The 24,585-nt window shown below is 69.7% G+C and carries 31 protein-coding genes and 1 tRNA gene; 21 read left to right on the forward strand and 11 right to left on the reverse strand.

All coding sequences use genetic code 11. The features are described from left to right. Positions 1-63 precede the first annotated feature (63 nt). From CNR27_RS11625 to CNR27_RS11635, 3 genes are all read right to left on the reverse strand, one after another. The gene (locus tag CNR27_RS11625; RefSeq protein ID WP_096298944.1) at positions 64-711 is read right to left on the reverse strand and encodes a response regulator; all 648 of its coding nucleotides are present in this window, start codon (positions 709-711) and stop codon (positions 64-66) included. Positions 712-798: 87 nt separating this feature from the next. Continuing rightward, the gene (locus CNR27_RS11630) at positions 799-1,392 is read right to left on the reverse strand and encodes an SCO family protein (protein ID WP_157745434.1); all 594 of its coding nucleotides are present in this window, start codon (positions 1,390-1,392) and stop codon (positions 799-801) included. An 88-nt stretch (positions 1,393-1,480) separates the two neighbouring features. Continuing rightward, the gene (locus CNR27_RS11635) at positions 1,481-2,626 is read right to left on the reverse strand and encodes a pyridoxal phosphate-dependent aminotransferase (protein WP_096298948.1); all 1,146 of its coding nucleotides are present in this window, start codon (positions 2,624-2,626) and stop codon (positions 1,481-1,483) included. A 69-nt stretch (positions 2,627-2,695) separates the two neighbouring features. Here CNR27_RS11635 and CNR27_RS11640 point away from each other — a divergent pair, with 69 nt between their 5' ends. From CNR27_RS11640 to CNR27_RS11700, 13 genes are all read left to right on the forward strand, one after another. Next, complete coding sequence (locus CNR27_RS11640) at positions 2,696-3,178, forward strand: DUF3293 domain-containing protein (RefSeq protein ID WP_096298950.1); 483 nt, start codon at positions 2,696-2,698, stop codon at positions 3,176-3,178. A 70-nt stretch (positions 3,179-3,248) separates the two neighbouring features. Then, positions 3,249-3,890 carry a heme ABC exporter ATP-binding protein CcmA gene (gene ccmA / locus CNR27_RS11645; protein ID WP_096298952.1) on the forward strand — a complete coding sequence of 214 codons (642 nt, stop codon included), beginning with the start codon at positions 3,249-3,251 and terminating at the stop codon, positions 3,888-3,890. After that, a complete protein-coding gene (gene ccmB / locus CNR27_RS11650) occupies positions 3,887-4,573 on the forward strand; it encodes a heme exporter protein CcmB (RefSeq protein ID WP_096298954.1) in 687 nt (228 codons plus the stop codon). The genes ccmA and ccmB overlap by 4 nt, the downstream gene beginning before the upstream one ends. A gap of 126 nt (positions 4,574-4,699) precedes the next feature. Then, the gene (locus tag CNR27_RS11655) at positions 4,700-5,461 is read left to right on the forward strand and encodes a heme ABC transporter permease (RefSeq protein WP_096298956.1); all 762 of its coding nucleotides are present in this window, start codon (positions 4,700-4,702) and stop codon (positions 5,459-5,461) included. Then, the gene (gene ccmD / locus CNR27_RS11660; protein ID WP_096298958.1) at positions 5,458-5,631 is read left to right on the forward strand and encodes a heme exporter protein CcmD; all 174 of its coding nucleotides are present in this window, start codon (positions 5,458-5,460) and stop codon (positions 5,629-5,631) included. The genes CNR27_RS11655 and ccmD overlap by 4 nt, the downstream gene beginning before the upstream one ends. Further along, a complete protein-coding gene (ccmE, locus tag CNR27_RS11665; RefSeq protein ID WP_096298960.1) occupies positions 5,628-6,110 on the forward strand; it encodes a cytochrome c maturation protein CcmE in 483 nt (160 codons plus the stop codon). The genes ccmD and ccmE overlap by 4 nt, the downstream gene beginning before the upstream one ends. A 36-nt stretch (positions 6,111-6,146) precedes the next feature. After that, a complete protein-coding gene (locus CNR27_RS11670; protein ID WP_096298969.1) occupies positions 6,147-8,072 on the forward strand; it encodes a heme lyase CcmF/NrfE family subunit in 1,926 nt (641 codons plus the stop codon). After that, positions 8,069-8,632 carry a DsbE family thiol:disulfide interchange protein gene (locus CNR27_RS11675; protein WP_096298971.1) on the forward strand — a complete coding sequence of 188 codons (564 nt, stop codon included), beginning with the start codon at positions 8,069-8,071 and terminating at the stop codon, positions 8,630-8,632. The genes CNR27_RS11670 and CNR27_RS11675 overlap by 4 nt, the downstream gene beginning before the upstream one ends. Further along, positions 8,629-9,072: a cytochrome c-type biogenesis protein gene (locus CNR27_RS11680; protein WP_096298973.1), complete on the forward strand. Its 444-nt coding sequence runs from the start codon at positions 8,629-8,631 to the stop codon at positions 9,070-9,072. Before CNR27_RS11675 ends, CNR27_RS11680 begins: the two co-directional genes overlap by 4 nt. Then, the gene (locus CNR27_RS11685) at positions 9,072-10,076 is read left to right on the forward strand and encodes a tetratricopeptide repeat protein (protein WP_096298974.1); all 1,005 of its coding nucleotides are present in this window, start codon (positions 9,072-9,074) and stop codon (positions 10,074-10,076) included. Before CNR27_RS11680 ends, CNR27_RS11685 begins: the two co-directional genes overlap by 1 nt. A gap of 114 nt (positions 10,077-10,190) precedes the next feature. Further along, complete coding sequence (gene metX, locus CNR27_RS11690) at positions 10,191-11,333, forward strand: homoserine O-acetyltransferase MetX (protein WP_096298975.1); 1,143 nt, start codon at positions 10,191-10,193, stop codon at positions 11,331-11,333. 9 nt (positions 11,334-11,342) lie between these two features. Then, positions 11,343-11,945, forward strand: coding sequence for a cysteine dioxygenase family protein (locus CNR27_RS11695; protein ID WP_096298976.1), 603 nt, complete (start codon positions 11,343-11,345; stop codon positions 11,943-11,945). Positions 11,946-12,028: 83 nt separating this feature from the next. Continuing rightward, entirely contained in the window at positions 12,029-13,891 is a 1,863-nt protein-coding gene (locus CNR27_RS11700; RefSeq protein ID WP_096298977.1) for a DUF885 domain-containing protein, read from the forward strand. 15 nt (positions 13,892-13,906) lie between these two features. Here CNR27_RS11700 and CNR27_RS11705 read toward each other — a convergent pair whose 3' ends face one another. Beyond that, positions 13,907-14,443 carry a hypothetical protein gene (locus tag CNR27_RS11705; RefSeq protein WP_157745437.1) on the reverse strand — a complete coding sequence of 179 codons (537 nt, stop codon included), beginning with the start codon at positions 14,441-14,443 and terminating at the stop codon, positions 13,907-13,909. 119 nt (positions 14,444-14,562) lie between these two features. Between CNR27_RS11705 and CNR27_RS11710 the strand changes: the two genes are divergently transcribed. Both CNR27_RS11710 and CNR27_RS11715 read left to right on the forward strand, forming a co-directional pair. Further along, positions 14,563-14,648, forward strand: a tRNA-Leu gene (locus CNR27_RS11710). Positions 14,649-14,743: 95 nt separating this feature from the next. Continuing rightward, the gene (locus CNR27_RS11715) at positions 14,744-15,544 is read left to right on the forward strand and encodes an NRDE family protein (protein WP_157745440.1); all 801 of its coding nucleotides are present in this window, start codon (positions 14,744-14,746) and stop codon (positions 15,542-15,544) included. Between the two features lie 146 nt (positions 15,545-15,690). On the opposite strand, the gene CNR27_RS11720 is transcribed toward CNR27_RS11715, so the two are convergent. The 6 genes from CNR27_RS11720 to CNR27_RS11745 form a co-directional block, all read right to left on the reverse strand. Then, positions 15,691-16,179, reverse strand: a complete 489-nt coding sequence (locus tag CNR27_RS11720) for a hypothetical protein (protein ID WP_096298980.1) — start codon at positions 16,177-16,179, stop codon at positions 15,691-15,693. A 265-nt stretch (positions 16,180-16,444) separates the two neighbouring features. Beyond that, a complete protein-coding gene (locus CNR27_RS11725) occupies positions 16,445-16,885 on the reverse strand; it encodes a hypothetical protein (RefSeq protein ID WP_096298981.1) in 441 nt (146 codons plus the stop codon). Beyond that, positions 16,882-17,091 carry a PspC domain-containing protein gene (locus tag CNR27_RS11730; protein ID WP_096298982.1) on the reverse strand — a complete coding sequence of 70 codons (210 nt, stop codon included), beginning with the start codon at positions 17,089-17,091 and terminating at the stop codon, positions 16,882-16,884. The genes CNR27_RS11725 and CNR27_RS11730 overlap by 4 nt, the downstream gene beginning before the upstream one ends. Continuing rightward, positions 17,088-18,155 carry a class III poly(R)-hydroxyalkanoic acid synthase subunit PhaC gene (gene phaC / locus CNR27_RS11735; RefSeq protein ID WP_096298986.1) on the reverse strand — a complete coding sequence of 356 codons (1,068 nt, stop codon included), beginning with the start codon at positions 18,153-18,155 and terminating at the stop codon, positions 17,088-17,090. The genes CNR27_RS11730 and phaC overlap by 4 nt, the downstream gene beginning before the upstream one ends. A 2-nt stretch (positions 18,156-18,157) precedes the next feature. Continuing rightward, positions 18,158-19,699 carry a poly(R)-hydroxyalkanoic acid synthase subunit PhaE gene (locus CNR27_RS11740; protein WP_096298988.1) on the reverse strand — a complete coding sequence of 514 codons (1,542 nt, stop codon included), beginning with the start codon at positions 19,697-19,699 and terminating at the stop codon, positions 18,158-18,160. Between the two features lie 25 nt (positions 19,700-19,724). Further along, positions 19,725-20,345, reverse strand: a complete 621-nt coding sequence (locus tag CNR27_RS11745; RefSeq protein ID WP_096300607.1) for a CDP-alcohol phosphatidyltransferase family protein — start codon at positions 20,343-20,345, stop codon at positions 19,725-19,727. Between the two features lie 253 nt (positions 20,346-20,598). Here CNR27_RS11745 and CNR27_RS11750 point away from each other — a divergent pair, with 253 nt between their 5' ends. From CNR27_RS11750 to CNR27_RS11775, 6 genes are all read left to right on the forward strand, one after another. Continuing rightward, positions 20,599-21,348, forward strand: coding sequence for an SPFH domain-containing protein (locus CNR27_RS11750; RefSeq protein WP_425435520.1), 750 nt, complete (start codon positions 20,599-20,601; stop codon positions 21,346-21,348). Beyond that, entirely contained in the window at positions 21,348-21,689 is a 342-nt protein-coding gene (locus tag CNR27_RS11755; RefSeq protein WP_096298992.1) for a hypothetical protein, read from the forward strand. Before CNR27_RS11750 ends, CNR27_RS11755 begins: the two co-directional genes overlap by 1 nt. Beyond that, positions 21,686-21,877, forward strand: a complete 192-nt coding sequence (locus CNR27_RS11760; protein ID WP_096298994.1) for a type II toxin-antitoxin system antitoxin — start codon at positions 21,686-21,688, stop codon at positions 21,875-21,877. Before CNR27_RS11755 ends, CNR27_RS11760 begins: the two co-directional genes overlap by 4 nt. Then, the gene (locus CNR27_RS11765) at positions 21,870-22,049 is read left to right on the forward strand and encodes a DUF4177 domain-containing protein (protein WP_096298996.1); all 180 of its coding nucleotides are present in this window, start codon (positions 21,870-21,872) and stop codon (positions 22,047-22,049) included. The genes CNR27_RS11760 and CNR27_RS11765 overlap by 8 nt, the downstream gene beginning before the upstream one ends. Beyond that, entirely contained in the window at positions 22,046-22,882 is an 837-nt protein-coding gene (locus CNR27_RS11770; RefSeq protein WP_096299000.1) for a CPBP family intramembrane glutamic endopeptidase, read from the forward strand. The genes CNR27_RS11765 and CNR27_RS11770 overlap by 4 nt, the downstream gene beginning before the upstream one ends. A gap of 454 nt (positions 22,883-23,336) precedes the next feature. Further along, the gene (locus CNR27_RS11775; RefSeq protein WP_096299012.1) at positions 23,337-24,143 is read left to right on the forward strand and encodes a M15 family metallopeptidase; all 807 of its coding nucleotides are present in this window, start codon (positions 23,337-23,339) and stop codon (positions 24,141-24,143) included. A gap of 50 nt (positions 24,144-24,193) precedes the next feature. Here CNR27_RS11775 and CNR27_RS11780 read toward each other — a convergent pair whose 3' ends face one another. Further along, positions 24,194-24,565, reverse strand: coding sequence for a DUF423 domain-containing protein (locus tag CNR27_RS11780; RefSeq protein WP_096299022.1), 372 nt, complete (start codon positions 24,563-24,565; stop codon positions 24,194-24,196). Positions 24,566-24,585 lie beyond the last annotated feature (20 nt).

The following is a 24,585-nucleotide window of genomic DNA, read 5'->3' on the forward strand; positions in this document are numbered from 1 at the left end:
TGCCCTGGCCCGGCCAGCTTCCGCCGGCATCCGGCCGTCCGCAGCCGCCCGGCACGACCTCCGCTAGACCGCAAATTCCGGCGGCGCCACTCGGTACTGGCTCGCAAGCCGGGCCAGGGCGATGGAATCGTGGATCTGCAGCTTCTCGAACAGCCGCGACTTGTGGGTATTGACGGTCTTCGCGCTGAGACTCAGCCGTCGCGCGATGTCCTCCTGGCGCAACCCCTGCAGCAGCAGCATCGCCACTTCCATCTCGCGCGGCGACAGCGCATCGAACGGCGTGTCGCTGCCACCGAGGCCCGACAGCGCCAGGTTCTGCGCGATGTTGCTGGCCAGGTAACGCCGACCGCGCGCCACATCGCGTACCGCGCGCACGAGCTCCGTGGCGTCGCCGCCCTTGCCGACATAGCCCGAGGCGCCGGCCTCGATCATCCGGCGCGGCATGGGCCCGTCCTCGAGGATCGACACCACGATCACCCGCGTCTCCGGTTGTCCGCGCACGACCCGCTCGGTGACTTCCAGCCCGCTGACACCGGGCAGATGCAGGTCGCACAGCACGATGTCCGGTTTCAGCCGACGGATCAGCGGCAACGCCGCCTCGCCGCTTTCGGCTTCGCCGATCACTTCGATGTCCGCTTCGTTGGCAAGGATCATGCGCATTCCCGCGCGCACGAGCGCATGGTCGTCGACCATGAAGACCCTGATCGTCATCCCGTTTCCTCCCAAGTGCCCCCCTGGCGCGCCGAGGCTACGCCGCAGGGGAGACGGACCGCAAGTCGGACAATACCGAGTCCGGCGTCAGCCCGTGGCCTGCGCCCGGGTCATCGAACGACGGATGTCCTCCACCATCGTGTCGACCGGCTGGTCGTACTGGAAGGCGAGGCGTAGACGGCCATCCGGGCCGATCAGGTAATTCACCATCGTGTGGTCCATCGCGTACGAGGAACTGGTCGGCACCTGGCGATAGGTGACGCGGAACGCCTGGGCGACGAGGCGCGTCTGCATGTCGTCGCCGCGCAACGCGACGATATCCCCGCCGAAAGCGCCCACGTACTGCTCCAGGATCTCCCCGGTGTCGCGCGCCGGATCGACGGTGACGAACACGATCTGCAGCTGCTCGCCGTCCGCGCCGAGCGCACGGCGGATCTGCGTGGCCTTGAGCAGGCTGGTCGGACACACTTCCGGGCAGTGCGTATACCCGAACGAAAGCAGCACATAACGGCCGCGGAAATCGCCGAGGCTGCGCGGCTCGCCCCGGGTGTCGTTCAGGTCGAGCGTCCGGCCATAGGACACGCCAGACAGATCGGTGGCGGTGTACGGACCCACCGGCGGTGCACTGCAGGCGGCCAGCAGCAGGCCCAACGCGGCGGCGAAGGCGGGACGGAGGGTCACGGGGCGGAAAGTCAGGCGTGGCATGAGCAATGGCCCAGTCTAGCGACACCGCGCGCGGTCCCGGCGCGACCGAACGTCGCAGCCGGGCTCACAGCGCCTGCAGGCGTTCGACCGCTGCGGCAAGCGTGGCGTCGCTCTTGGCGAAGCACAGCCGCGCGATCCGCTGGCCGGCCGGCGGCCTAGCGTAGAACGGCGACAGCGGAATCGCGGCGACGCCCTTCTCGACCGTCAGCCAGCGGCAGAACGCCGCATCGTCCAGATCGCTGATCGCCGAATAGTCGACGAGCTGGAAGTAACCGCCGGGCACCGGCAGGCACTCCAGACGCGTGCCCGCCAGTTGCGCGGCGAACGCGTCCCGCTTGGACTGATAGAACGCACCGAGCTGCTCGTAGTGTTCGGGCGCCTCGCGCAGCATCCTTGCAAACGCATGCTGCGCCGGTGCGAAGGTGCAGAACACGTTGTACTGGTGGACCTTGCGGAACTCGGCAGAAAGCGCAGGCGGCGCGATGCAGTAACCGAGCTTCCAGCCGGTGCAGTGATAGGTCTTGCCGAAACTCGAGACCACGAAGCTGCGCTCGCGCAGCTCGGGGTAGCGCAGCGCCGACTCGTGGCGCGCGCCGTCGAAGACGATGTGCTCGTAGACCTCGTCCGACAGCAGAAAGATGTCGGTGCCGCGCAGGACTTCGGCGATGGCTTGCATGTCCTGCGCACCGAACATCGCGCCCGACGGGTTGTGCGGACTGTTGACGATCAACATCCGGGTCCTGGGCGTGATCGCATCGCGCACGCGCTGCCAGTCGGGCGCGAACGTGGCCGGATCCAGCGGCACGTGCACGGCCATGGCGCCGGCCAGTTCGATCGCCGGCTCGTAGCTGTCGTAGGCGGGATCGAGGACGATGACTTCCTCGCCTGCGCGCACCACGGCGTGAATCGCATTGAAGAGCGCCTCGGTGGCACCGCTGGTGACGGTGATCTCGGTGTCGGCATCGGGCAGATGTCCGTAAACACGATCGGTCTTCTCCGCGATCGCCTCGCGCAACGATGCAATGCCGGTCATCGGCGCATACTGGTTGTGGCCGGCGCGCATGGCGTCGGCGAGCGCGTCGACCAGGCGCTGCGGTACGTCGAAGTCGGGGAACCCCTGGCCCAGGTTCACGGCGCCGTGTTCCGCCGCCAGCTGCGACATCACGCTGAAGATCGTGGTCCCGACCTTGGGCAGCTTGGTGCGGATCATCGCTGCAGTCCGTGGGTGAGTGAGGGGCCACGAGTGTACGGACGCAGACCACGGGGATAAACAGCCGCCATGAAGCGCCAGCATCCCATCGACGACACCCGCCTGGTCGAGCTGCTGCACGCCTATCTCGATGCCCGGTATCGCTGGCAGCATCGCGACGACTGGCACGACCTCATCATCGGCCTGCCGGCACCGGGCCTGGACCTGCGCTATCCGGAGGCACCCGGTTTCGGTCTGCTCTCGGCATGGAATCCCCTGTCGATACAACGCCCGGCGAGCGAGAACCGGCGCCTGGACAGGGCTCTGGAAGCCGAACTGCGCGCATCGGGCCTGTCCCACATGCCGGCCTTCGCCAGCGCTGCCGACCGCAGCTGGCGCGAGCCGAGCTGGATCGTGCTCGGGATGGCGGTCGAGGATTTCGATGCGCTGTCGCGCCGCTACGGCCAGCTCGGCACGCTGTGGTGGCCGCGCGAGACGGCGGTGCGCCTGCGCATGGACGCCGCGCGTCCCCGCGGCCTGGCGGGCGATCCGCACGTCGACTGGCTGCGCTGACGGGCGGCGCGGCTGCGGATAGGATGGCCGCGCGGCCGCCCGGGCCGCGCGCACGGGCCGACGCCGCCGCATGACCGAGATCGCCAACGCCCCACCGCTGCTCGCCGCCCGCAGCCTGTCCTTCTCGCGCGACGATCGGCCGGTCTTCGAGGCGCTGGACTTCGAGGTTGGCGCGGGCGAGGCCCTGCTGGTCCGCGGCGGCAACGGCGCCGGCAAGACGACCCTGCTGCGCGTGCTGGCCGGCCTGCTGGAGGCCGACGGCGGCACGGTGGCGGTGGCCGGCACACCCGTGGCGCGGGCGATGCGGGCCGGCACGATGGCATATCTCGGCCATCTGCCCGGCCTGAAGGCCGACCTTGACGCGGTCGAGAACCTCGAGTTCCTCGCCCGTCTGCAGGGCTGCCGCGAGAGCCAGGACGTCGCGCGCGCGCTGGCGCTGGTGGGCCTGGCTGCCCATGCCCATCTGCCGGTCCGGCAGATGTCGGCCGGGCAGAAGAAACGGCTGTCGCTGGCCCGCCTGTGGATGTCGCCGGCGCGGCTGTGGCTGCTCGACGAGCCCTACGCCAATCTGGACCTGCAGGGCATCGAGCTGGTCAATCGCATGGTCCGTGCACAGCTCGACGACGGCGGCGCGGCTCTGGTGACGACGCATGGCGCCTATGCCGCGCCGCCGGTACGGACGCGCGAGCTGGCCCTGGCGACGGTCGCATGAGCGCCGCCCCCACCCTGCTCGGCAGCGCATCGGCGCTGGTCGCGCGCGACCTGCGCCTGCTTTGGCGTCGCCGCGGAGATGCGCTGCAGCCTGCACTGTTCGCCGTCCTCGTCGTGGTGCTGTTCGCGCTGGCGCTCGGCAACGATGCCGCCACCCTGCAGCGCGTCGCACCGGGCGTGCTTTGGGTGTCCGCGGTACTGGCCGGCCTGCTCGCGCTCGACACGTTGTTCCGCGGCGATGCCGAGGACGGCTCGCTCGAACAATGGATGCTTGCCCCGGTGCCCCTGGCCTGGCTGGTGCTCGTACGCACTGCGGTCCACTGGGCGACGACCACCCTGCCGCTGCTCGCTGCCACGCCGCTGCTGGCGGAACTTCTGGGCCTGCCGCGGGCCCAGTTGCCGGTGCTGCTGGCGGGTCTGGCGCTCGGCACGCCACTGCTGAGCCTGCTGGGCGCGGTGGTCGCGGCGCTGACCATCGGCATGCGGCGTTCCGGTATCCTATTGGCGCTTCTGGCCCTGCCCCTGTACGTTCCGGTGCTGGTGTTCGGCGCCGGCAGTGTCGCGATCGCGGCGCAGGGTCACGACCCCTCGGGCGGGCTGCTGCTGCTGGCCGCGGGACTGGCCGCTGCGCTGGTGCTGGCGCCGGTGACGGCGGCGGCGGCCATCCGCATCGCACTCAACTGATCGGCCCGCGACGGGTCTGGAGGGCACCGACGCCAACGCGCCACCGCTCGACCGCCGCGCCACGACCGCATGCCCGCCATGCGCGCCACGAGACCGATCGCCCGCCATGCCCCCACGCCCCACCGAATGAATCCCGTCCTCCGCTGGTTCCATCAGCTCGGTTCGCCCCCTGCCTTCGACCGCTTCGCGCGCCGATGGGCGCCCTGGGGTTTCGGCCTGGGCCTGGCCACGATGGCGGTGGGCCTCTACGGCGCCCTGTTCGTGGTGCCTGCCGACTACCAGCAGGGCGACAGCTTCCGCATCCTCTACATCCACGTGCCGAGCGCGTGGATGAGCCTTGCCGTGTTCGCGGTGATGGCGCTCTACGCCGCGATCGCGATGATCTGGCGGATCAAGCTGTGCGAGATCCTGGCAATGGCCTGCGCGCCGATCGGCGCCGCCTTCACCGTGATCACGCTCGCGACCGGCTCGATATGGGGCCGGCCGATGTGGGGGACATGGTGGGACTGGGACCCGCGCCTGACCACCGAGCTGATCCTGCTGTTCCTCTATCTGGGCGTGATCGGTCTCTACGGCGCGATCGAGGACCGGCGCACCGCCGCGCGCGCGGCCGGGCTGCTGGCGATCGTCGGTGTGGTGCTGCTGCCGGTGATCCGCTATTCGGTGGACTGGTGGGATTCGCTGCACCAGGGCCAGACGATCCGCGTATTCGGCGAATCGAGCATCGACCCGAGCATGCTGTGGCCGTTGCTGTGGATGGTGGTGGGGACCAAATTCTGGTTCGCCGGTTCGCTGCTGGCGCGCGCGCGCGCCGACAACCTGCGCCGCGAGGCCGGCAAGGACTGGGTCCGGGCGCTGGTGAGCGCGCCGGCCGGGAGAGGTGGATGAGCTACATCGAATACGTGTTCGCCGCCTACGCGGTGTTCATGGCGGTGCTGACCTGGGATTTCGTTGCCCCGCGCATCCGCAGCGCGCAGATCCTGCGCGCGGTGCGCCTGCGCGCGACGCGGCAGGCCGCGTCTGCGGCGCCGCTCGATCATGCGGAGCTCCGCCGATGAACCCGGTGCGCCGGCGCCGCCTGCTGTTCGTCGTGGCGGTCGTCGCGGCCAGTGCGCTGTCGATGACCCTGGTCGCGCTGGCCCTGCAGCGCAACGTGGCCTATCTCTACACACCGCACGAGGTGCTCGGCGGCGCCGCGGGCCCGGCGGTGACCTCCGGGGAGGCGCGCTTCCGGCTCGGCGGCATGGTCGCAGGCGATTCGTTCTCGCGCGCCGAAGGCTCGATGGAAGCCCGTTTCCGCGTCACCGATGGCGACGCCGAGCTTCCGGTCCGCTACACGGGCCTGCTGCCCGATCTGTTCCGCGAACACCAGGCGGTGGTCGCGACCGGGCGCATGGACGGCGACACCTTCGTCGCCGAACAGGTGCTCGCGCGTCACGACGAGACCTACGTGCCCAAGGAAGTCGCCGACAAGATGGGGCTGGCCCACGACCGCCACGGCATCGAAACGCCGACCGACGCGAGCAGCGCGCAGTGACGCGAGCGGTGGGTGGCGCGATCGCCGGAGTCGTCGATGCTGCCTGAACTCGGCCAGATCGCGCTGCTGCTGGCGCTCGTTGCCGCGGCGCTGCAGGCGCTGCTGCCGCTGCTCGGCGCACAGCGTGGTCTCGCGTCCTGGATGGCGACCGCACGCCCGGCCGCGTATGCGCAATGGACGCTGACCCTGATCGCCTGGGCGATCCTGACGGCCGCGTTCGTGCAACAGGACTTCTCGGTGCGCTATGTCGCCGAGAACTCCAATTCGCTGCTGCCGCTGGTCTACCGCTTCACCGCGGTGTGGGGTGGGCACGAAGGCTCGCTGCTGCTGTGGGTGTTCGTGCTGGCGTGCTGGAATGCGGCGGTAGCCTGGTTCTCGCGCTCCCTGCCCGACGTGGTGCTCGCCCGCGTCCTGGCGATCATGGGCGCAGTGTGCCTGGGCTTTCTCGCGTTTCTGATCTTCACCAGCAACCCGTTCGAACGCATCCTGCCGATGCCCCTCGAAGGGCGCGATCTGAACCCGCTGCTGCAGGACCCGGGCATGATCGTGCACCCGCCGCTGCTCTACATCGGCTACTCGGGTTTCATGGTGCCGTTCGCATTCGCGATCGCGGCCCTGCTTGACGGCAAGGTCGACGCCCATTGGCTGCGCTGGACGCGGCCATGGACCAATGTCGCCTGGGGGTTCCTGACGCTCGGGATCGCCCTCGGCTCGTGGTGGGCCTACTACGAACTCGGCTGGGGCGGCTGGTGGTTCTGGGATCCGGTCGAGAACGCGAGCTTCATGCCCTGGCTCGCCGGCGCAGCGCTGATCCATTCCCAGGCCGTGACCGAAAAGCGCGGCAGCTTCCACGGCTGGACCCTGCTGCTGGCGATCGCCACATTTTCGCTGTCGCTGCTCGGCGCGTTCCTGGTGCGCTCGGGGGTGCTGACCAGCGTGCACAGCTTCGCCGCCGATCCCACCCGCGGTCTGTTCATCCTGGTATTCCTCGGTCTGGTCGTCGGTGGTTCGCTGCTGCTCTATGCCCTGCGCGCGCCCGATGGCCAGGGCGGCAAGCCCTTCTCGGCGACCTCGCGCGAGACCTTGCTGCTGGCCAACAACCTGCTACTGGTCGCGGCCTGCGCGATGGTGCTGCTCGGCACGCTGTACCCGCTGCTGGCCGACGCGCTGGATCTGGGCAAGATCTCGGTGGGCCCGCCGTATTTCGGACTGCTGTTCCTGCTGCTGATGGCGCCGCTGGTGCTGTTGCTGCCGTTCGGCCCGCTGACCCGCTGGCAGAACGAGGATGCCTCGCGCCCGCTGCGCATGCTGCTGCCGTGGGCCGTACTGGCCCTGGTCGCCGCCGTGCTCGCGTTCTTCGCGGCGCCGCAGGGACCCTGGAAAGTCGCCATGGGCGTGGCCGGCGCGGTCTGGGTGGGTGCGGGCACGTTGCGTTTCGTCTGGGCTCGCCTGCGCGCGCCCGGCGGCAGGATGGGCGCGGAAATGACCGGCATGGTGCTCGGGCACCTCGGAATCGCGGCGTTCCTGGCCGGTGCGCTGCTGGTCGAGGCGCTGGCCATCCAACGGGAAGTGGCGATGCTGCCGGGCCAGTCCCTCGACATCGGCCGTGATTCGTTCGTGCTCGAGGGGGTCACGCATCACGTCGGCCCGAACTACGAAGCAGACCGCGGCACCGTGCGCATGTACCGGGACGACCGGCTGGTCGCCACCCTGCACCCCGAAAAACGCACCTATGTCAGCGGCGGTCAGGTGATGACGGAGACGGCGATCCGCGCCGGCGTGCTGCGCGATGTCTACGTCGCGCTCGGCGAGCCGCTTGGCGCCGGCGCCTGGGCGGTGCGCGTGCACATCAAACCCTTCGTGCGCTGGGTCTGGGCCGGCGCGTTCCTGATGGCGCTGGGCGGGTTCGTGACCGCCGCCGACCGCCGCTTCCGGCGCCCACCCCGGCAGGAGGCCGCATGAGCGCGCCGGGTTCCCGCAGCGCGCGTGCGCGCTGGCTGCCGCTGATCGTGTTCGGGGCGATCCTGAGCCTGCTCGCGGCGGGCGTATGGCTGAGCCGCGATCCCGATCGCAATGCCCTGCCCTCGCCACTGATCGGCAAACTCGCGCCGGCCTTCGTGCTGCCTGTGCTCGGCGAGCCCGAACGCCTTGTCTCCGGGGACGATCTGCGCGGCGCGCCGTACCTGCTCAACGTCTGGGGCAGCTGGTGCCCGGGCTGCCGCGAGGAACACGCCGTGATCGAGGCTTTCGCGAGGACGCAGCGCCTCCCCGTCATCGGCTTCAACTGGAAGGACGAGCCCGAGGACGCCACGCGCTGGCTGGCGCAGTTCGGCAATCCCTATGCGCTGGTGCTGGCCGATTACGACGGCCGCGCGGCGATCGACTGGGGCATCTACGGCGCGCCGGAGACCTTTCTCGTCGATGGCGACGGGATCATCGTCTGGAAGCACGTGGGTCCGATGACCGATGCCGTCGTGCGCGACCAGCTGCTGCGCCAGCTCGACCGGCTCGACATCCGATGATCCGCGCGTTGCTGCTCGCGATCCTGATCGGTCTGGCATGGCCGCCGGATGCGCGCGCGCAGGTCGCAGCGGATGCCACGCCGCTGCACTTCGAGAGCGCTTCCGAGGAACGTCGCTTCCACCGCATGGTCGCCGAGCTGCGCTGCGTGATGTGCCAGAACCAGTCGCTGGCCGATTCCAATGCGCAGATCGCCCACGACTTGCGCCGCGAGGTGCTCGAACTGATGCGCCAGGGAATGGACGATGCCGCGATCAAGTCCCATCTCGTCGCGCGCTATGGCGCCTTCGTGCTGTACCGGCCGCAGGTGGGACCGGCAACCTGGCTGCTCTGGTTCGGGCCGCTGTTGCTTCTGGGGGCGGGCGGCGTGGTGATCTGGCGCGTGGTCGCGTCCCGTCGCCCGGACAGGCCGCTGCCCCCCGACGACACGGAGACCTGGTGATGGCGCTGTTCGCAGTCCTCGCGTCGTTGCTGACGCTGGCCACGATGGCGGCGCTGGCATACGCGCTGCGCGCCGGTGCCCCGCGCGTCGCGGTCGCCGTGGCCCTGCTGGTGCCGATACTCGTGGGCGGCCTGTATGCGATCGTCGGCACCCCGCAGGCGCTCGACCCGGAACAACGACGCGCACCCGATTCGCTCGAGGACGCGATCGCACGGCTCGAAGCCGACCTCCAGCGCGATCCTCGCCAGCCCGAAGGCTGGCAGCTGCTGGGGCGCGCGTATGCCGGCCTGGAGCGTTTCGACGCATCCCGTGACGCCTTCGCACGAGCAGCGCTGCTGCTGCCCGACGACGATGCGCTCCAGGTCGAAGCCGCGCAGGCCCGCGCGCGCGCTGCGCCAGACAGGCGTTTCGATGCGACGGCAGTGCAGGCTCTGCGCGAGGTGCTCGCGCGCAATCCCGACCACCAGCATGCCCGCTGGTATCTGGGGATCGCCCAGCGCCAGGCTGGTGACGATGCCGGCGCGGTCGCCACATGGACGCCGCTGCTGGCCCTGCTCGACGGCGCGGCCGCCGATGCATTGCGCGAGCAGATCGCGGTCGCGCGCGAGGCCGCCGGGCTTCCGGCCCCGGCGGCCCCGGCGGCCCCGGCAACCGCGAGCACACACGAGGTCCGCGTGCGGGTGCGTCTGGACCCTGCCGCTGCGCCACCACCCGCCGACGCGGTGGTCTTCGTCATCGCGCGCCAGGCAGGCGGCCCGCCGATGCCGGTCGCCGTGCAGCGGCATCCTGTCAGCGCCCTGCCGCTGGACATCGTGCTCGGCGATGCGGACAGCCCGATGCCGACCCAGCCGCTTTCGGCACTCCGCGCGGTAGAGATCCTCGCGCGCATCTCCCGCAGCGGCGATGCCGCGCGCGCGGACGGCGATGCGGAATCGGCAGCTGTGCGGGTCGCGCTGCCGGTCGACGCGCCGGTGGAGCTGGTGATCAGTCGCCAGGCGCCCTGAGCCAACCGGGTTCCGATCACCCGCGGGCATTGGCGTATCCTCGAACGCGTCGTGATATTGGCGACTCTTCCGCATTACGGACTCGAATGGCGCGCGCGTGCGTGGCCACTGCACATGACCGAATTCATTCCGCCCGGCAGCCGCTTCGTCGATCTGCCCTCGCCTTTTCCGATGAAACGTGGCGGCGCGCTCAGCGGCGCGCGCATGGCCTACGAGACCTGGGGACACCCCGATCCCGCGCGCAGCAACGCGGTGCTGATCGTCACCGGACTCTCGCCCGACGCGCACGCCGCCAGCCATGATGACGACCCGTCCCCCGGCTGGTGGGAGCAGATGCTCGGCCCCGGCAAGGCCATCGATACCGATCGCTGGTTTGTCATCTGCGTGAACTCGCTCGGCAGCTGCAAGGGCTCGACCGGTCCGGCCTCGATCGATCCCACTACCGGTGAACTCTACCGGCTCGGCTTTCCGGAACTTTCGATCGAGGACGGCGCCGATGCCGCCGCCCACGTGGTACGCGCGCTCGGCATCGAGCGGCTCGCCTGCGTGATCGGCAATTCGATGGGGGGCATGACCGCGCTCGCCCTGCTGGCGCGCCATCCGGGGATCGCGCGCAGCCACATCAACATCTGCGGCGCGGCGCGCGCACTGCCGTTCTCGATCGCGATCCGCTCGCTGCAGCGCGAGGCGATCCGCCTGGATCCGAAATGGAACGGCGGCAACTACACCGAGGCCGACTATCCCGAAAGCGGCATGCGCATGGCCCGCAAGCTGGGCGTCATCACCTACCGCTCGGCACTGGAGTGGGACGGCCGGTTCGGTCGCGTGCGCCTGGATTCCGATCGCCGCGACGACGAGGACCCGTTCGGACTCGAGTTCGAGGTCGAGAGTTACCTCGAAGGCCATGCACGGCGTTTCGTGCGGCGCTTCGATCCCAACTGTTACCTCTATCTGAGCCGATCGATGGACTGGTTCGACATCGGCGAGAGCTGCGGCGCGGACACCGAGGCGGGTCTGGCGAGCCTGCGCATGGAACGCGCGCTGGCGATCGGCGTGCAGACCGACATCCTGTTTCCGCTGCAGCAACAGCAGCAGATCGCCGACGGCCTGCGCGCGGGCGGGGTCGACGCGCACTTCCTGCCGCTCGAGTCCCCCCAGGGCCACGACGCCTTCCTTGTCGACATCGCCCGCTTCGGGCCTGCAGTGGCGGGATTCCTCGAAGCACTGCCGCCTGCGGTCGCACGCGGCGACCGTTAGACTCGCCCCATGTCACAGCACCCTGCCCCCGTATTTCCCGACGTCGCCTTCCCCGGTCGAGAGCGGCTGGTCGCGGCGATCGATGCCGCGCTCGCCGCCGGCGACGCCCATGCGGTCACCGCCACGCTTCGCACTGCGATGTGCAGGCTGATCCGCGACCCCGCGGTGGAACTGCCGGCCTGCGTCCATGCGCCGGTGGAAGGGCATTACGCCCGGCGCGAGCTCTACCGCAGTCCGGCGCACGGCTACAGCGTGGTCGCGATGACCTGGGCGCCCGGCCAGGGCACACCGATCCACGACCACGACGGCCTGTGGTGCGTCGAGGGAATCTGGCGCGGCGCGCTTGAGATCACCCAGTACGAACTGCTCGACTCCGCCGGCGACCGGGCGCGCTTCCGCGCAGCCGGTGGCATGCAGGCCGGCACGGGCAGCGCCGGCAGCCTGATTCCGCCGCACGAGTACCACACGATCCATAACGCCAGCCCGGACGCCGTGGCGGTGTCCCTGCACGTCTACCAGGCGCCGATCGAGCATTGCGCCCGCTACCGCCCGCTGGACGACGACTGGTATCAGCGCTTCGACGATGCCCTGCCGGCCGATGCGACGGACTGAGGCCTGGATGTGAACACGGGGGGGCGCCCTGCGCGCGCAGCCGCTACAGTGGCGCCGGTTCCTGTCACTCCCCTGCGAGGCCGATGTCCCGATCGCTGCTGACCGTCGCACTGGCCGCCCTGATGGCCGCCTGCGGACAGTCCACTTCCGTGCCCGACGCCGACGGCGGTGCCGTCGATCAGCTCGTCGACGCCCAGTTCGACGCCCTGCTCGCCAACGATCCAGAGGCCATGACGGTGCTCGGCATGGATGGCCCCGACGCGCGCGTCGCTGCAGGTCGCCTGACCGACGCCTCGCTGCTGCGCCGCGCCGAGCTGCGCAACGCGCTGGCCACCAACCTCGCCGCGCTCGACGACATCGATGACGAGGCGTTCGCGCCGCAACAGCAGCGCACCATCGGGATGGCCCGCTGGTTCTATCGCAGCCAGGCCGATCTGCTGGCGTTCGACTGGTCGCCGGCGTGGCTGCCCCTGGCCACCAATCCCTACGCGGTCGACCAGCTCTCGAGCATCCCGATGGCACTGCCGGGCTTCTTCGCCAGTGCGCAGCCGGTCAACGGCGCCGCCGAAGCGCGCAACTACGTGGCGCGCCTGCATGCGGTGGCGACCAAGCTCGACCAGGTGCGCGACAACCTCGACTTGCAGGCACACCACGGCGTGGTGCCACCGCGTGTGGCCCTGGAAGGTGCGGCCCTGCAGATCCGCGACCTCATGCGCGTGGGCGTGGACGGCAGCCCGTTCCTCACCACGCTGGCCCGCAAGCTCGACACCGCCCAAGGCATCGATGCGCCGCTGCGCGAAGAACTGCTGCGCGACGCACGTTCGGCCATCGAGGCCGCGACGCTGCCCGCCTATGGCCGCCTGCTCTCCCGGATCGAAGCCGCGATTGCCGTCCAGGATGCCGACGACGGCGTCTGGGCGCTGCCCGATGGCGCGGCGTATTACGCCGCGGCGCTGCGCTGGAACACCGGTGTGGGCCTCGATGCGGCACAGCTGCACGCCCTGGGTCATGCCGAAGTGCGCCGCATCCGCGAGGAAATGGCTGCGATCGTCCGCAATCGCCTGACGCTGCCGGAGAACGCGGTGATCGCGGACGATGCCGCGGTGACCGCACTGGCCGCGACACCGGCGGCCGGCCACGCGGAGATGCCCCAGGCGACGCCCGAGGCAGTGCGGGCCGCGGTACAGGCGCGGCTCGAAACGATGGCAGCGCTGCTGCCGCGCTATTTCGCCGCATCACCGACCCAACCGCTCGAGGTGCAGCTGGTGACGGCCGGTGACGAAGCGCCGGCGCCGGTCTACTACATCCCGCCCGGCGGCGACGTGCGGCCCGGCACCCTGATGCTCGACGCGGCCCAGTTGCGCGATCTGCCCGATGGCGGCCTGCCCACGCTGGTCTACCACAACGGCCTGCCCGGACATCATCTGCAGGTGGGACTCTCGCAGGCCCATCTCTCGCTGCCGCGACTGCGGCGCAGCCTCGCACCGACCGCCTTCACGGAGGGCTGGGCGATGTATGCCGAACGGCTGGCGGTCGAGATGGGCGTCTACGACGACGATCCGCAGGGCGATCTCGGGCGCCTGCGTGCCGAGCTGCTGCACGCTGCGCGGCTGGTCGTCGATACCGGCCTGCATTCGGAGCGCTGGACCCTCGCGCAGGCGCAGGCCTATCTGCGCGATGTCGCCGGCATGACCCAGGCGCAGGCGCGCAACGAGGCGCAGCGTCAGCTGGTGCGCCCCGGACGGGCCTGCGCGCATACCGTCGGCTTGCACACGCTGCTGGCGCTTCGGGCGCAGGCGCGGCATGCCCTGGGACGACGCTTCGATCTGCGCGCCTTCCACGGCGTGCTGCTGGAGAACGGTGCGCTGCCGCTGGACGTGGTGTCGGGCTCGGTCGATGCCTGGATCGACGCGGTCCGGATCGAGGACGAAGGCGGCGCCGGTTAGCGGGAACTCCGCGGCTCAGTCGTCGAGCAGCTCTGCCACTTCGATCCGCAGCGTGCGACCACCCTCGATCAGCCACGCCCTGCCCCTGACGACGATGCCGTCGCCGACGTGGGCACGGTCGACCAGACCGTCGGGGATCGCACCGCCCGAAGCAGCATCGAAGCGGACCCGTTCGGGCATCCGCGAGACCGGCTGCGGCACGTCGGGACGCAGGGCCGGCGGCTGGCCTTCCACGTCGGACACCATGTAGCCGTTCGGGCACGGCGCACGCACGCAGCGGATATTGCTCAGGTGCACACGGAACACCCCGCTGGCCAGCCGCACTTGGCCATTCGGCTGCGCTGGCACGGTGGCGGCGTTCGCCGGAAGCTCGCGTTCGGCAACCGGCAATGCGTCGGCGGGGACGACCGTCGGCCCACTCACGCAGGCACCGGTGGCAAGCGGCAACAGCACCGCGAACAGGATGCGCAGCCGCCGCGCGCGCGCAGCGGGCGCGGGTGGCCACGACAGGTTCCAGGCCAACCACTGCCGCGACTGTGTTCGATCGTGCATGTCCCCTCCAGGACCCCCGGCCCCGCGCCGGCCCGCGCATGATGCCGACCCGAATGTTCGAAAAATGCAAAGACGCGCGGCACTGGCCGCATCGCGCATCCGCTATAATCCCGGACCGCGCCGGAGTGGCGGAATGGTAGACGCAGCGGACTCAAAATCCGCCGCCCTTAAAAGCGTGCGGGTTCGAGTCCCGCCTCCGGTACCAGCCGATGGCCCGCGATTGCGGGCCATTCGTTTTTCCGGGCGTTGCCCGCCGCCTGCACCCTGGCCTTTCCAGCGCGCTCGGCTAGCATGGCGCGCATGTGCCTGATTGCCGTTGCCTGGAACTTCCGCGCCGACCTGCCGCTGGCGCTGATCGCCAACCGCGACGAATTCCACGACCGACCCAGCGCCGCTGCGGACTTTGCTGCCGACGCGCCGACCGTCTATGGCGGCCGCGATCTCGTGCAGGGCGGCAGTTGGTTGCTCGCATCGAGCCGCCGCCGCATGGCTGCCGTGACCAACGTGCGATTCGGCGCCGAGCCCGAAACCGCGGCGCGCTCGCGTGGCTGGCTGGTCCGCGATTTCGTTCATGGCGAGATGCCGGCGATGGAATTCGCACGGGAACTGGCGGCGACCGCCCACACCTATGGCCGCTTCAACCTGCTGGTCTGGGACGGTGCTGCCCTGTGGTACGTCGGCAACCATCCCCAGTACGCCGCGGCGGCTGTCGCGCCCGGCCTGCATGCGATGTCCAACGGCGCCTTCGACGCGCCCTGGCCCAAGGCCACCTTGGCGACGCGCACGCTGCGCGAGTGGCTCGACGGCATCGGCCCCGGAGCGTTCCCGTCCCACTGCGATCCCGCGCGGGTCGAACCGCTGTTTGCCGGCCTGCGCGACACGCGTACCGCGCCGGACGCGGCATTGCCCGATACCGGCGTGGGCCTGCCGCTGGAGCGCCGGCTTTCGCCGGCCTTCATCGAGGATGCCCGTTACGGTACCCGCTGCAGCACCGTGGTACTCGCGGACCGGACATGCCTCTGGGTCCACGAACGCAGGTTCGATTCCGCCGCACGCGTGATCGGCACTTCGCACCAGAGGCTGGGGCCTGCAGAGCCGTAGCGCCGCCAGACAACTCGGTCGGCGAAAGGAATTGCAGCGACGCGCCAATCACGTTGCGAGGCTTCGCCCGTCTCTGCACCTGAGCCCATCACCTGCCAGGCATGCGCAGGAACGCTCGTGGCTCCGTGCGGCGCGGCGCGGCGTCCTCAGGGCGAACTGGCTTCGCAGCGCACCGGAGCGTCGTTCTCCAGCGCCTGCTCCCAGCCGTTGGGACTGCGCGTGGCCACGGTGTTGTTGATGCAGCTTTCGCTCTCGCCGGCCTGGCGCGCGGTCATCGGTCCCGACAGGCGCCGCGGCGCATCCACGCCTGACGGCGCTTCGACCGCGGCGATGACCGAGGGCGCCGGCGCGGCGGCAGGAAGGGCCGCATCGGGGTGCGGCGGCTCGGTCACCGGCGCTGCCGGCAACGCGGGTTCGGGCAGCACCGGCTGCGGCAGTGGTGCGGGCGGCGGCGTCGGCTCGGGCGCGGCCACGGCGGCAGGGGAAACTTCGGCCACCACCGCCACCGGCGCCTCGGCGAATCGCCCGCGCATCAGATGCCCGAGTGCATCTGCGACGAGGCTGCCGACCATGACCGCGAGTGCGATCGGCAGGAAGAAGGCCCACGGCGAGACGGCATCGCGGTCGTACTGCATCCCAGGACTCCACTGGCAAGAGAAAGCGGCAGGCAAGCCTGCCCGCCAGACGATGGCCGGCGCCTCGCGGTTTTGCAAGCGGCCGACGCAAGGCCGGGAACCGGCGCCGGTGCGCGTTGCGTCGCCTGCCGCCGCTGCCATCGCCACGCCGCCGGCAACCGGGCACAGGCCTGCCGTGGCCCATGCCCAAGCCCATCGGACGTGAACGTTCGGGGATGCGACCCGCGGCGGATGGACGCGCTCGACATGCCCACCGCCGCACGTGTCAGGGCCAGGGCCACCAGCCGCGACCGGTCATCGCATAACGGTCTGCCGCGCGCTCGAAACGGTTGCGAACGCTTACCCCACCGCACAGCAGGTACAGCGGCAGGAACAGCGGCCCCAGCGCCATGTACTGGAACACATGCGCACGCTCGTGATCGGCGAGCACGATATCGGGGTCTGCGCATGGGGCCGCCCGCTGGGCGTACGTGCTGCACACGACGTCGAGCGCGTCGCCGGTATGCAGGATCACGTTGCCGAAGGTGATCGCCCCTCCCGGGCCCCACGGCCAGCGATCGAAGACCAGGGCGAGGTCCCGGGGCCGCCAATGGACCTGCGCACCGCATGCGAGACCGGCGACACCGCCGAGGAGGCCGATCACGGTATTGGGCGCCGTCCAGAGCGCACCCAGCACCAGGGCCACGGCGCGCACGGCCTTGCTCATTCCTCGCCTTCGGGCATCAGCATCCACAGCAGCAGGTAGACCAGCAGGCCGGGAAACGCGGCGGACACGACGGAGACCACGACGAAGATCGCGCGCACGACGGTCGGGTTCCAGCCGAAGCGCCGGGCGACGCCGCCAAGCACGCCCGCCACCACGCGGTCCTCCCGGACGCGACTGAGCGTGGGCCTGGGCGCCGGCGAACTCATGCGCGCTCCGCCAGCCAGTCGTGGATCGCCGCGGGCACCTGGGTCTGCGCGCGGCCCGAGACATAGATGCCGATATGACCGCCGCGGAACGAGAGCTCCGAATAATCCTGCGTTCCGACCAGACCACGCATCGCACGCGATGCGTCGGGAGGCACCAGATGATCCTGCTCGGCGAAGATGTTGAGCACCGGCATGTCCACCATCCCCAGGTGCACCTCGCGCTCGCCGATGACGATGCCGCCATTGACGAAGCCGTTGCCCTGGTAGAACTGCTTGACGTACTGGCGGAAGGCCTCGCCGGCCTGGTCGGGCGAATCGAAGATCCACTTCTCCATGCGCAGGAAGTCTTCGAGCGCGGCGGCATCGTCGAGAATGTCGACCACGCCGACGTACTTCTGCACCAGCAGGCGCCACGGCTTCAGCGTGAGGTAGCAGGCGTTCATCATGTCGGCCGGCACGTTGCCGAGCGTGTCGACGAACAGGTCGACATCCAGGTCGCGCGTCCAGTGCGCGAGCATGTTGCCCTCGGTGTGGAAGTCCACCGGCGTGACCATGGTGACGAGATTGCGCACGCGCTCGGGGTGCAGCGCGGCGTAGCTCAGCGCGAAGGTGCCGCCCTGGCAGATGCCGAGCAGATTGATCGAATCGAGCCCGGCGTCCCTGCGCAGATGGTCGACGGCGCCGCCCAGGAAGCGCTCGATGTAATCCTCGAGTATCAGGAAACGATCGGAACGGTCCGGATAACCCCAATCGAGGATATAGACGTCCTCGCCGCGCGCCAGCAGGCCTTTGACGATGGAACGGTCATGCTGCAGGTCGACCATGTAGGGTCGATTGACCAGTGCGTACACGATCAACAGCGGTACGCGCGCGGTGGGTGGTTTATCGCCGACGTAGCGGTAGAGCACGACCTTGCCGTCGCGCCAGACCTCCTGCTTCTCGGTCGCGCCGTAGTCGAAGTCACCGACTTCGCGCAGCGTGGCTGCGGCAGCGGCGAGCTTGCGCTGGACGCGCAGGGCTTCTTCGGCCACACGCTCAGGTGTGATGTGCACAGGTCCGGCCATGCTCAGCGCTTCCCTTTACGCGGCTTGCCGCGCTGGTCCTGCAGCGGCGCTGGCGCCTGCGGAATCGGTGGGACGGACCCCTGGTTGGGCAGGCCGCCGACGCGGCTCGGCGTCCGCGCCGGTTCGCGCGCCGCGCGTGCCCGGACAGCGGACGCCGCCCTTGCGTTGCGCGCGGGCGGAGCCGCCTTCGCCGCGCGCTTGGCGGTCGCGCCGCGCCTTGGCGGCTCCGCTACGGCGGCGATGCGACCGGAGGATCCGGTGGACGTGCGTGTGCCCGCGCCGGTCGCGGTCTTCGATGCGGGACGCTTGACGGCCCGCTTGGCGGACTCAGGCTTCAGTCCCTCCTTGGGGGCGGCCTGTTTCCGGGTCGACCCGGGCTTCTTCGCCGCGGTCGTGGCGTTCTTGCCGGCTGCCGGCCCACGCGCGCCTTTTTTCGCTACGCGCCCGGGGGCAGGCGCTTCCGATCGTGCTGTTGGCGTAGCCTCTTGCGCCGCAGGCGCGCCCGAGACCACGGTTGGCCCTGCCCGGCGTCGCGGCGGTTCGCGCGATGCGGCCGCCGGGCGATCCTGCGCAGCGTCGAGGACGTCGAGCGCGTCGAGGCGATCACGCAGTCGCCGCAGTGCGCGCTCGAGGTCGGCGATCTTGCGGTGGGCGCCATCGAGTTCGGTGCGCGTGGGCAGGTCCAGCGCGCGACACACTTGTTCGATCTCGCGCTGCACCGCCTGGCGCAGGCGCATCTGCCCGGCGACCATGTCGGCGTAGGCCTTCCGGAACGCCGGCGACAGCGCGACTTCGGCATAGGCTTCCTCGGCGGCGTCGATCCACAGATCGAACAGCTCGCGCGGCGTCTCGATCGGCGTCGCTGGATCGCGGTCGCCAAGCTTGCGCTCGAAGATGCCGAACGCTTCGCTCGAGGCCTGCATCAACAACGATTCGAAAGCCTGCTGGCTCTGGCGGTAATCGGAGAACGCGCGTGCGGACTTCTGCCAGCGCTCCTGATGTTCGCGCATCAGGCCGAACGTCGGCAGCGAGAACGCGTCGCAGCCGCCTTCCGCACCGTTGACGCCTGACTGCAGGCGCTGGAGCCAGGCAGCCCAGTCCTCCGCGCCGGCGCCGCGCATCGCGCCGAACATCTGGCCGAGCGGATTGGCGCCCAAGGCTTCGCGCCAGGCGCCGGCGATCGCCTGCGGCGATGCATCCCGGCCGGCGAACTGCGTTGCGAGCTGGGCAATCCGCTCGAGCCATGGCGCGGCCGTCGCCTGGAACTGCTTGAACGCGTCCATGGCCGGGTGCTGGGACGCTGCGTCCGGGCTCCACCAGCGCATCGCCTCGCGCCATGGCGCGGCGCCGTCATGCATGCCGGACATGCCCGGCCCACCCGATGCACTGCTGGCGGCCGATTCGCCGCCGGGCATCGTCCGCTGCAAGGCTTCGCGCCAGGTATCCCAGTAACGGCGCGCCAGCTGCTCGAGATCCGCGACCTGCGCGTCGGGTCCCCGTCCCATGTTGAACATCGTCGACTCCTGCAAGGCGCGTTCGATCATAGCAACGCCGCACGGCGCGTACGGCTCAAAGCTTGGGAATGCGCAGCGTCTTGCTGACCATCATCGCGCCCGATGCCGCGAACAGCAGCACCAGCGGATGCAACGACCAGGGACCCAGGCGCAGCTCGCCCAGCCACAGCGCATCGCCGATCCGCCCCTGCGAGGCCGCGACCGCCAGCAGGATCACCAGCAGCAGGCTCGACGGGATCGGCGTGCCTTCGAAGTACTTCACTTTGTCGCTGCCTTGCGACAGCGTTTCTGCGGTCACGTTGTAGCGGGCCAGGCGACTGACCCCGCAACCGACGAAGCCGGCCAGCACGACGGCGTCCCATCCGCCCTGCATGCCGCAGGCGTAGGCGAGCGCTGCCGGCGCGACGCCGAACGAGATCACGTCGGCGAGCGAGTCGAGTTCCCGCCCCAGCGTGGACGCCACCTTGCGCCAGCGCGCGATCCGCCCGTCGAGCACGTCGAAGATGAAGGCCAGGGGGATCAGTGCCATGCCGAACATCAGCATCCGCTGGTCGCCGTCCTGCAGGTAACGCATCGCGGCGAATACCGCGCCGGTGCCGCAGAAAGCGTTGCCCAGCGTGAACCAGTCGGCAAGCTGGAAATCGCGGAGCATCGTGAAATGGCGGGGACGGGACATCGTGGCTCCAGGAATCAGCAGGTCGTACATCGTGCGGGCAGCGGCGCAATGACGCGTGATCGGCGCCCCTGCCAACGGAGGCACTTGCATGACTGATATCAAATTGATATCAATAAACCTCAACTTCCCGAGACGAACACCCATGAAAGAAACTTCGGTCCGCTCTCTGCCCGGCATTCCGATTCTGCTGGTGCAGCTCCTGGTGATCGGGCTGTGCGTCTACTCGTTTCTCGCCACAAAGGGCAGCGGTTCCATGCAGCCGATGGCGTCGATCGGCGTGGCCCTGCTCACCGCGTTTCTTTCGACGGGCCTTTACATGGTGGAACCCAACCAGGCCGCCGTACTCAGTCTGTTCGGCAAGTACATCGGCACCGACAAGTCCAACGGCCTGCGCTGGAACAATCCCTTCCTGACCAAGAAGAAGGTCAGCCTGCGGGTGCGCAACTTCGAGAGTGGGCGGCTCAAGGTCAACGAACTCGAAGGCAGTCCGATCGAGATCGCCGCGGTCATCGTGTGGCGGGTCGTGGACTCGGCGGAAGCCGTGTTCAACGTCGACGACTATGCGAGCTTCGTCCAGATCCAGTCGGAAGCCGCCTTGCGCGCAATGGCGACCAGTTATCCCTACGACCAGCACGACGACGGCCAGATCTCATTGCGCAGCCATCCGACGGAGATTTCCGAGCGGCTCAAGGAGCAGCTCGACGAACGCCTGACCGCGGCCGGTGTCGACGTGCTGGAGGCGCGCATCAGCCATCTCGCCTACGCGCCGGAGATCGCCCAGGCGATGCTGCAGCGCCAGCAGGCCAGTGCGGTCATCGCAGCGCGCACCCGGATCGTGGCCGGCGCGGTGGGCATGGTGGAACTGGCGCTGGCGGAACTGCAGAAGAGCGGCGTGGTCCAGCTCGACGAAGAGCGCAAGGCGGCCATGGTCAGCAACCTGCTCGTCGTGCTGTGCGGCGATCGCGGCACCCAGCCCATCGTCAACACCGGCTCGCTGTACTGATGGCGACGCATCATCTCGCAGCGCTGCTGTTCGCACTGATGGCAGTGCCGGCGTTCCTGTCGGCGCGCTGGCTCGCCGAGGGCCGCCTGCCGCTGTCGAACGGCAGTACGGGCATGAGCGTCCGCGACAAGGCCGTGCTCGACAACAAGCTCGCGCGCCTGCTGCGGATGATCGGCCTGGCGATGCTCGCCACCGCAGCGGGTCTGGTGCTGTGGGGCGAGCAGGAGCGCCGTCTGCTCGGCCTGATCGTGGTGATGTTCCTCGTCGTCAACGGACTCGCCGCCGCCTGCATCTATACCGTCGCCAGCGCCAAGCGGCGCGCACGCCGGGGCGGCGGATGAGCGAGAAGAAGGCCTATCCGCTGCGCATCAATGCCGAGATCCTCGCGGCGGTGCAGCGCTGGGCCGACGACGAGCTGCGCAGTGCGAATGCACAGATCGAATACCTGCTGCGCGATGCATTGCGCCGCGCGGGACGCATCGCCCCACCCGAACACCCCGATCCCCTCGAGGACACGAACGATGAGTGAGCGTTGGCAATACAAGGTGGAGGAGATCAAACCGACCTTCCTCGGCAGCATCAAACCTGTCGATATCGAGGAGCGCCTGCAGGCCCTCGGGTTGCAGGGCTGGGAACTGGTCAACGCGGTCCACGCCACGGCGGTCGGCCCGACCCTGCTGTTCCTGAAGCGCCGGCTGTGACCGCGCAGATGCCGATGCCGCGGCCGCGGCAGGACCTGCGTCTGGCGGTGGTGCTGGCGGCGGTGGCCGCTGCGGCCACGGTTGCCGTCATTCCGTACCTGCTGCAACTCGACCCCGCGCGCACGGCCCAAAGCGCCCAGGTGCCGCTGCCCGCACTGATCGCGATCCAGGCGATGACGATGTTCATCGTCTGCGCCCTGCTCGGCTGGGCGGGCCTGCGCATGGGCCACCACGTCGGCCTCGGCGCTCCCTTGTTGCAGCGCTGGGTCAACCGCCATGGCGATGCCCGTCTGCGGGACCGCGGGCCCGCAACGGCGGTCGGCCTGGGCATCGCCGTAGCGGTCGTGATCCTTGTCCTGTCCCGCGCGCTCGACCCCCTGCTGCTGCCGCCCACCCAGGTGGAAATGACCGACATCGTCGGCGGGCGCAGCGCGCTCTATGGCGCCCTTGCGTCCTTCTACGGCGGCGTGGTCGAGGAACTGCAGTTGCGGCTGTTCCTGATGACGCTGATCGCGTGGGCCGCCACGCGCCTGGCGCGGCTGGTGCGGCGGCGCGGTGGTTCCGATGGCAGCCTGTCGCCGCGCATCGCCTGGCTCGCAATCCTCATCGCTGCGCTGCTGTTCGGCGTCGGCCACCTGCCGGCCGCCGCGACCATCTGGGGTCTCGACGCGGGCGTGGTGCTGCGCACGTTGCTGCTCAATGGCCTGGGCGGTGTCGTATTCGGATGGCTGTACTGGCGACGTGGTTTCGAGATGGCGGTGCTGGCGCATTTCGCAGCCGATATCGTCCTGCATGCGCTGGTGCCCCTGCTGCTGCCGCAAGGCGTGCTGTAGGTCACGCCCCCGCGCCGTCCAAGCGAGCCGACCATGCGCAGCCACGCCACCGTGCCCGCCACCCTGCTCGTCACGACGATCGGCGGGGGGACGCGCGATGCCGGCGGCGGATGCTCAAGCCAAGGTGAAGCGTCTGCTCGAGCAACTGGACCCATCGAACTCCCGCCGCGGCCATTGCCACGTTCGCCCCGCAGATGGCAGCTGCGTTCGATGCCGATTCCCTCCACACCGTTCCAGACACAGATCGAACCAGCCGCCCCATTCACCTCGCGCGATGCGCCGCGGCTCACCCGGAAGCCCAGCGGCATGACCGTGGTGGTCACGCGAACGACGTACGCGGGCCAGGCTTGATGCGAGCGTGGCGATCGAGCCAAACGCCGTGGCGCCGGCCTGCAGGTCGTGCCCGCCGCCACGGCGCCCTGACGACCGGGCGGGCGCCCGCTAAGCTGCCGGCATGCAGACTCCCCCGCCCCGCATCCTGTTCAACACGCCCGATATCGAGCTCTGGCCGGCGGATCTGCTACGCGCGCGCGGCAACCGTGATGCCCGGCTGCTGTCACAGGCCTCGCACGTACTGCGGCGCAAGCGCGACGGGCGCTACCTGGCGGCCGTGGTCGGCACTGGCCTCGCAGGCCTGCTGCCGGGCTGGCAGCGCGGCGTCGATATCGACGCGGTCCTGGATCTGCTCGACGCCGGCCTGCATGCGCTTGCATCGGCAGTGGTGCCCAGCCTGCCTTTGACCGGAGTCGAAACACGGCTGCACGTCCTCGGCCTCGAGGCCGACGCCTACGCATCGCGTACCGGCCTGGCCCTGCTTGCCGAGCCTGCGTGGCTGGCGTTCGCGGGATTCGACCGTTACCGCCGCCCCCTGTGGCTGGATAACCGGACGACCCGCGCATGGCATGCAATGCGACGCGCGGCGCTGGCGGATGACATCGTGCTCGACGCGGTTTCCGGCTATCGCAGCCACGACTACCAGTTCGCCATCTTCGAGCGCAAGCTCGCGCGCGGCCTCGAGCTGGAGGAGATCGTGGCGGTCAACGCCGCGCCGGGCTACAGCGAGCACCACACCGGAAGCGCGCTCGACATCAGCGCGCCAGGCGAGCCGGCCGCCGAAGCCTCCTTCGAGGCCACCCCCGCGTTCGCGTGGTTGCAGCGACATGCGGCCAGTCATGGTTTCACGATGAGCTATCCGCGCGACAACCCGCACGGCATCGTCTACGAGCCCTGGCACTGGCGGCATCACGCCGCCGCTGGCTGAGCAGCCGAGGCGGCTGCGACCTTCCCCGCCCGCGCCGTCCTGGACTGCGGTCAGCGACGCAGCGCAGCCACTGCCTGCAGCGCCCATCCCAGCATCGTCAACATGCCGCCCCAGGGCGCGTAGAACGCCGGCCCGGCGAACAGGTACCGCGACACCAGCGCCCCTGCGAACAACAGCGTGCCCAGTAGCAGCATGAGCAGCGAGGTCATCTCGAGCGCGCCACGCACCGCCCGGCCCAGTACGACGAGCACGATGCCGTGCCCGAATGCGAATACGGCCGCGGTCTGCAGCGCGGCCTGCGCGTCGCCACTGGTCGCATGTGAGGCGTAGGCCGCCAGGCCCACCGAAAGCCCCGCCAGCAGCGCGCCGGCGGCGACCAGTCCTGCAACGTGACGGGCCGCGCGCGTGAATCCGAATCCCATGCCACTCCTCCAAGGCCGGC

This window comes from Luteimonas chenhongjianii (assembly GCF_002327105.1).
Classification (GTDB): Bacteria; Pseudomonadota; Gammaproteobacteria; order Xanthomonadales; family Xanthomonadaceae; genus Luteimonas; species Luteimonas chenhongjianii.

What these genes read in the sequence shown, in the direction of transcription:
- CNR27_RS11625 (WP_096298944.1), bottom strand. Translation starts at nt 711, where the DNA reads ATGACGATCAGGGTCTTCATGGTCGACGACCATGCGCTCGTGCGCGCG.
- CNR27_RS11635 (WP_096298948.1), bottom strand. Translation starts at nt 2,626, where the DNA reads ATGATCCGCACCAAGCTGCCCAAGGTCGGGACCACGATCTTCAGCGTG.
- CNR27_RS11640 (WP_096298950.1), top strand. Translation starts at nt 2,696, where the DNA reads ATGAAGCGCCAGCATCCCATCGACGACACCCGCCTGGTCGAGCTGCTG.
- ccmA (WP_096298952.1), top strand. Translation starts at nt 3,249, where the DNA reads ATGACCGAGATCGCCAACGCCCCACCGCTGCTCGCCGCCCGCAGCCTG.
- ccmB (WP_096298954.1), top strand. Translation starts at nt 3,887, where the DNA reads ATGAGCGCCGCCCCCACCCTGCTCGGCAGCGCATCGGCGCTGGTCGCG.
- CNR27_RS11655 (WP_096298956.1), top strand. Translation starts at nt 4,700, where the DNA reads ATGAATCCCGTCCTCCGCTGGTTCCATCAGCTCGGTTCGCCCCCTGCC.
- ccmD (WP_096298958.1), top strand. Translation starts at nt 5,458, where the DNA reads ATGAGCTACATCGAATACGTGTTCGCCGCCTACGCGGTGTTCATGGCG.
- ccmE (WP_096298960.1), top strand. Translation starts at nt 5,628, where the DNA reads ATGAACCCGGTGCGCCGGCGCCGCCTGCTGTTCGTCGTGGCGGTCGTC.
- CNR27_RS11670 (WP_096298969.1), top strand. Translation starts at nt 6,147, where the DNA reads ATGCTGCCTGAACTCGGCCAGATCGCGCTGCTGCTGGCGCTCGTTGCC.
- CNR27_RS11675 (WP_096298971.1), top strand. Translation starts at nt 8,069, where the DNA reads ATGAGCGCGCCGGGTTCCCGCAGCGCGCGTGCGCGCTGGCTGCCGCTG.
- CNR27_RS11680 (WP_096298973.1), top strand. Translation starts at nt 8,629, where the DNA reads ATGATCCGCGCGTTGCTGCTCGCGATCCTGATCGGTCTGGCATGGCCG.
- CNR27_RS11685 (WP_096298974.1), top strand. Translation starts at nt 9,072, where the DNA reads ATGGCGCTGTTCGCAGTCCTCGCGTCGTTGCTGACGCTGGCCACGATG.
- metX (WP_096298975.1), top strand. Translation starts at nt 10,191, where the DNA reads ATGACCGAATTCATTCCGCCCGGCAGCCGCTTCGTCGATCTGCCCTCG.
- CNR27_RS11695 (WP_096298976.1), top strand. Translation starts at nt 11,343, where the DNA reads ATGTCACAGCACCCTGCCCCCGTATTTCCCGACGTCGCCTTCCCCGGT.
- CNR27_RS11700 (WP_096298977.1), top strand. Translation starts at nt 12,029, where the DNA reads ATGTCCCGATCGCTGCTGACCGTCGCACTGGCCGCCCTGATGGCCGCC.
- CNR27_RS11705 (WP_157745437.1), bottom strand. Translation starts at nt 14,443, where the DNA reads ATGCACGATCGAACACAGTCGCGGCAGTGGTTGGCCTGGAACCTGTCG.
- CNR27_RS11715 (WP_157745440.1), top strand. Translation starts at nt 14,744, where the DNA reads ATGTGCCTGATTGCCGTTGCCTGGAACTTCCGCGCCGACCTGCCGCTG.
- CNR27_RS11720 (WP_096298980.1), bottom strand. Translation starts at nt 16,179, where the DNA reads ATGCAGTACGACCGCGATGCCGTCTCGCCGTGGGCCTTCTTCCTGCCG.
- CNR27_RS11725 (WP_096298981.1), bottom strand. Translation starts at nt 16,885, where the DNA reads ATGAGCAAGGCCGTGCGCGCCGTGGCCCTGGTGCTGGGTGCGCTCTGG.
- CNR27_RS11730 (WP_096298982.1), bottom strand. Translation starts at nt 17,091, where the DNA reads ATGAGTTCGCCGGCGCCCAGGCCCACGCTCAGTCGCGTCCGGGAGGAC.
- phaC (WP_096298986.1), bottom strand. Translation starts at nt 18,155, where the DNA reads ATGGCCGGACCTGTGCACATCACACCTGAGCGTGTGGCCGAAGAAGCC.
- CNR27_RS11740 (WP_096298988.1), bottom strand. Translation starts at nt 19,699, where the DNA reads ATGATCGAACGCGCCTTGCAGGAGTCGACGATGTTCAACATGGGACGG.
- CNR27_RS11745 (WP_096300607.1), bottom strand. Translation starts at nt 20,345, where the DNA reads ATGTCCCGTCCCCGCCATTTCACGATGCTCCGCGATTTCCAGCTTGCC.
- CNR27_RS11750 (WP_425435520.1), top strand. Translation starts at nt 20,599, where the DNA reads ATGCAGCCGATGGCGTCGATCGGCGTGGCCCTGCTCACCGCGTTTCTT.
- CNR27_RS11755 (WP_096298992.1), top strand. Translation starts at nt 21,348, where the DNA reads ATGGCGACGCATCATCTCGCAGCGCTGCTGTTCGCACTGATGGCAGTG.
- CNR27_RS11760 (WP_096298994.1), top strand. Translation starts at nt 21,686, where the DNA reads ATGAGCGAGAAGAAGGCCTATCCGCTGCGCATCAATGCCGAGATCCTC.
- CNR27_RS11765 (WP_096298996.1), top strand. Translation starts at nt 21,870, where the DNA reads ATGAGTGAGCGTTGGCAATACAAGGTGGAGGAGATCAAACCGACCTTC.
- CNR27_RS11775 (WP_096299012.1), top strand. Translation starts at nt 23,337, where the DNA reads ATGCAGACTCCCCCGCCCCGCATCCTGTTCAACACGCCCGATATCGAG.
- CNR27_RS11780 (WP_096299022.1), bottom strand. Translation starts at nt 24,565, where the DNA reads ATGGGATTCGGATTCACGCGCGCGGCCCGTCACGTTGCAGGACTGGTC.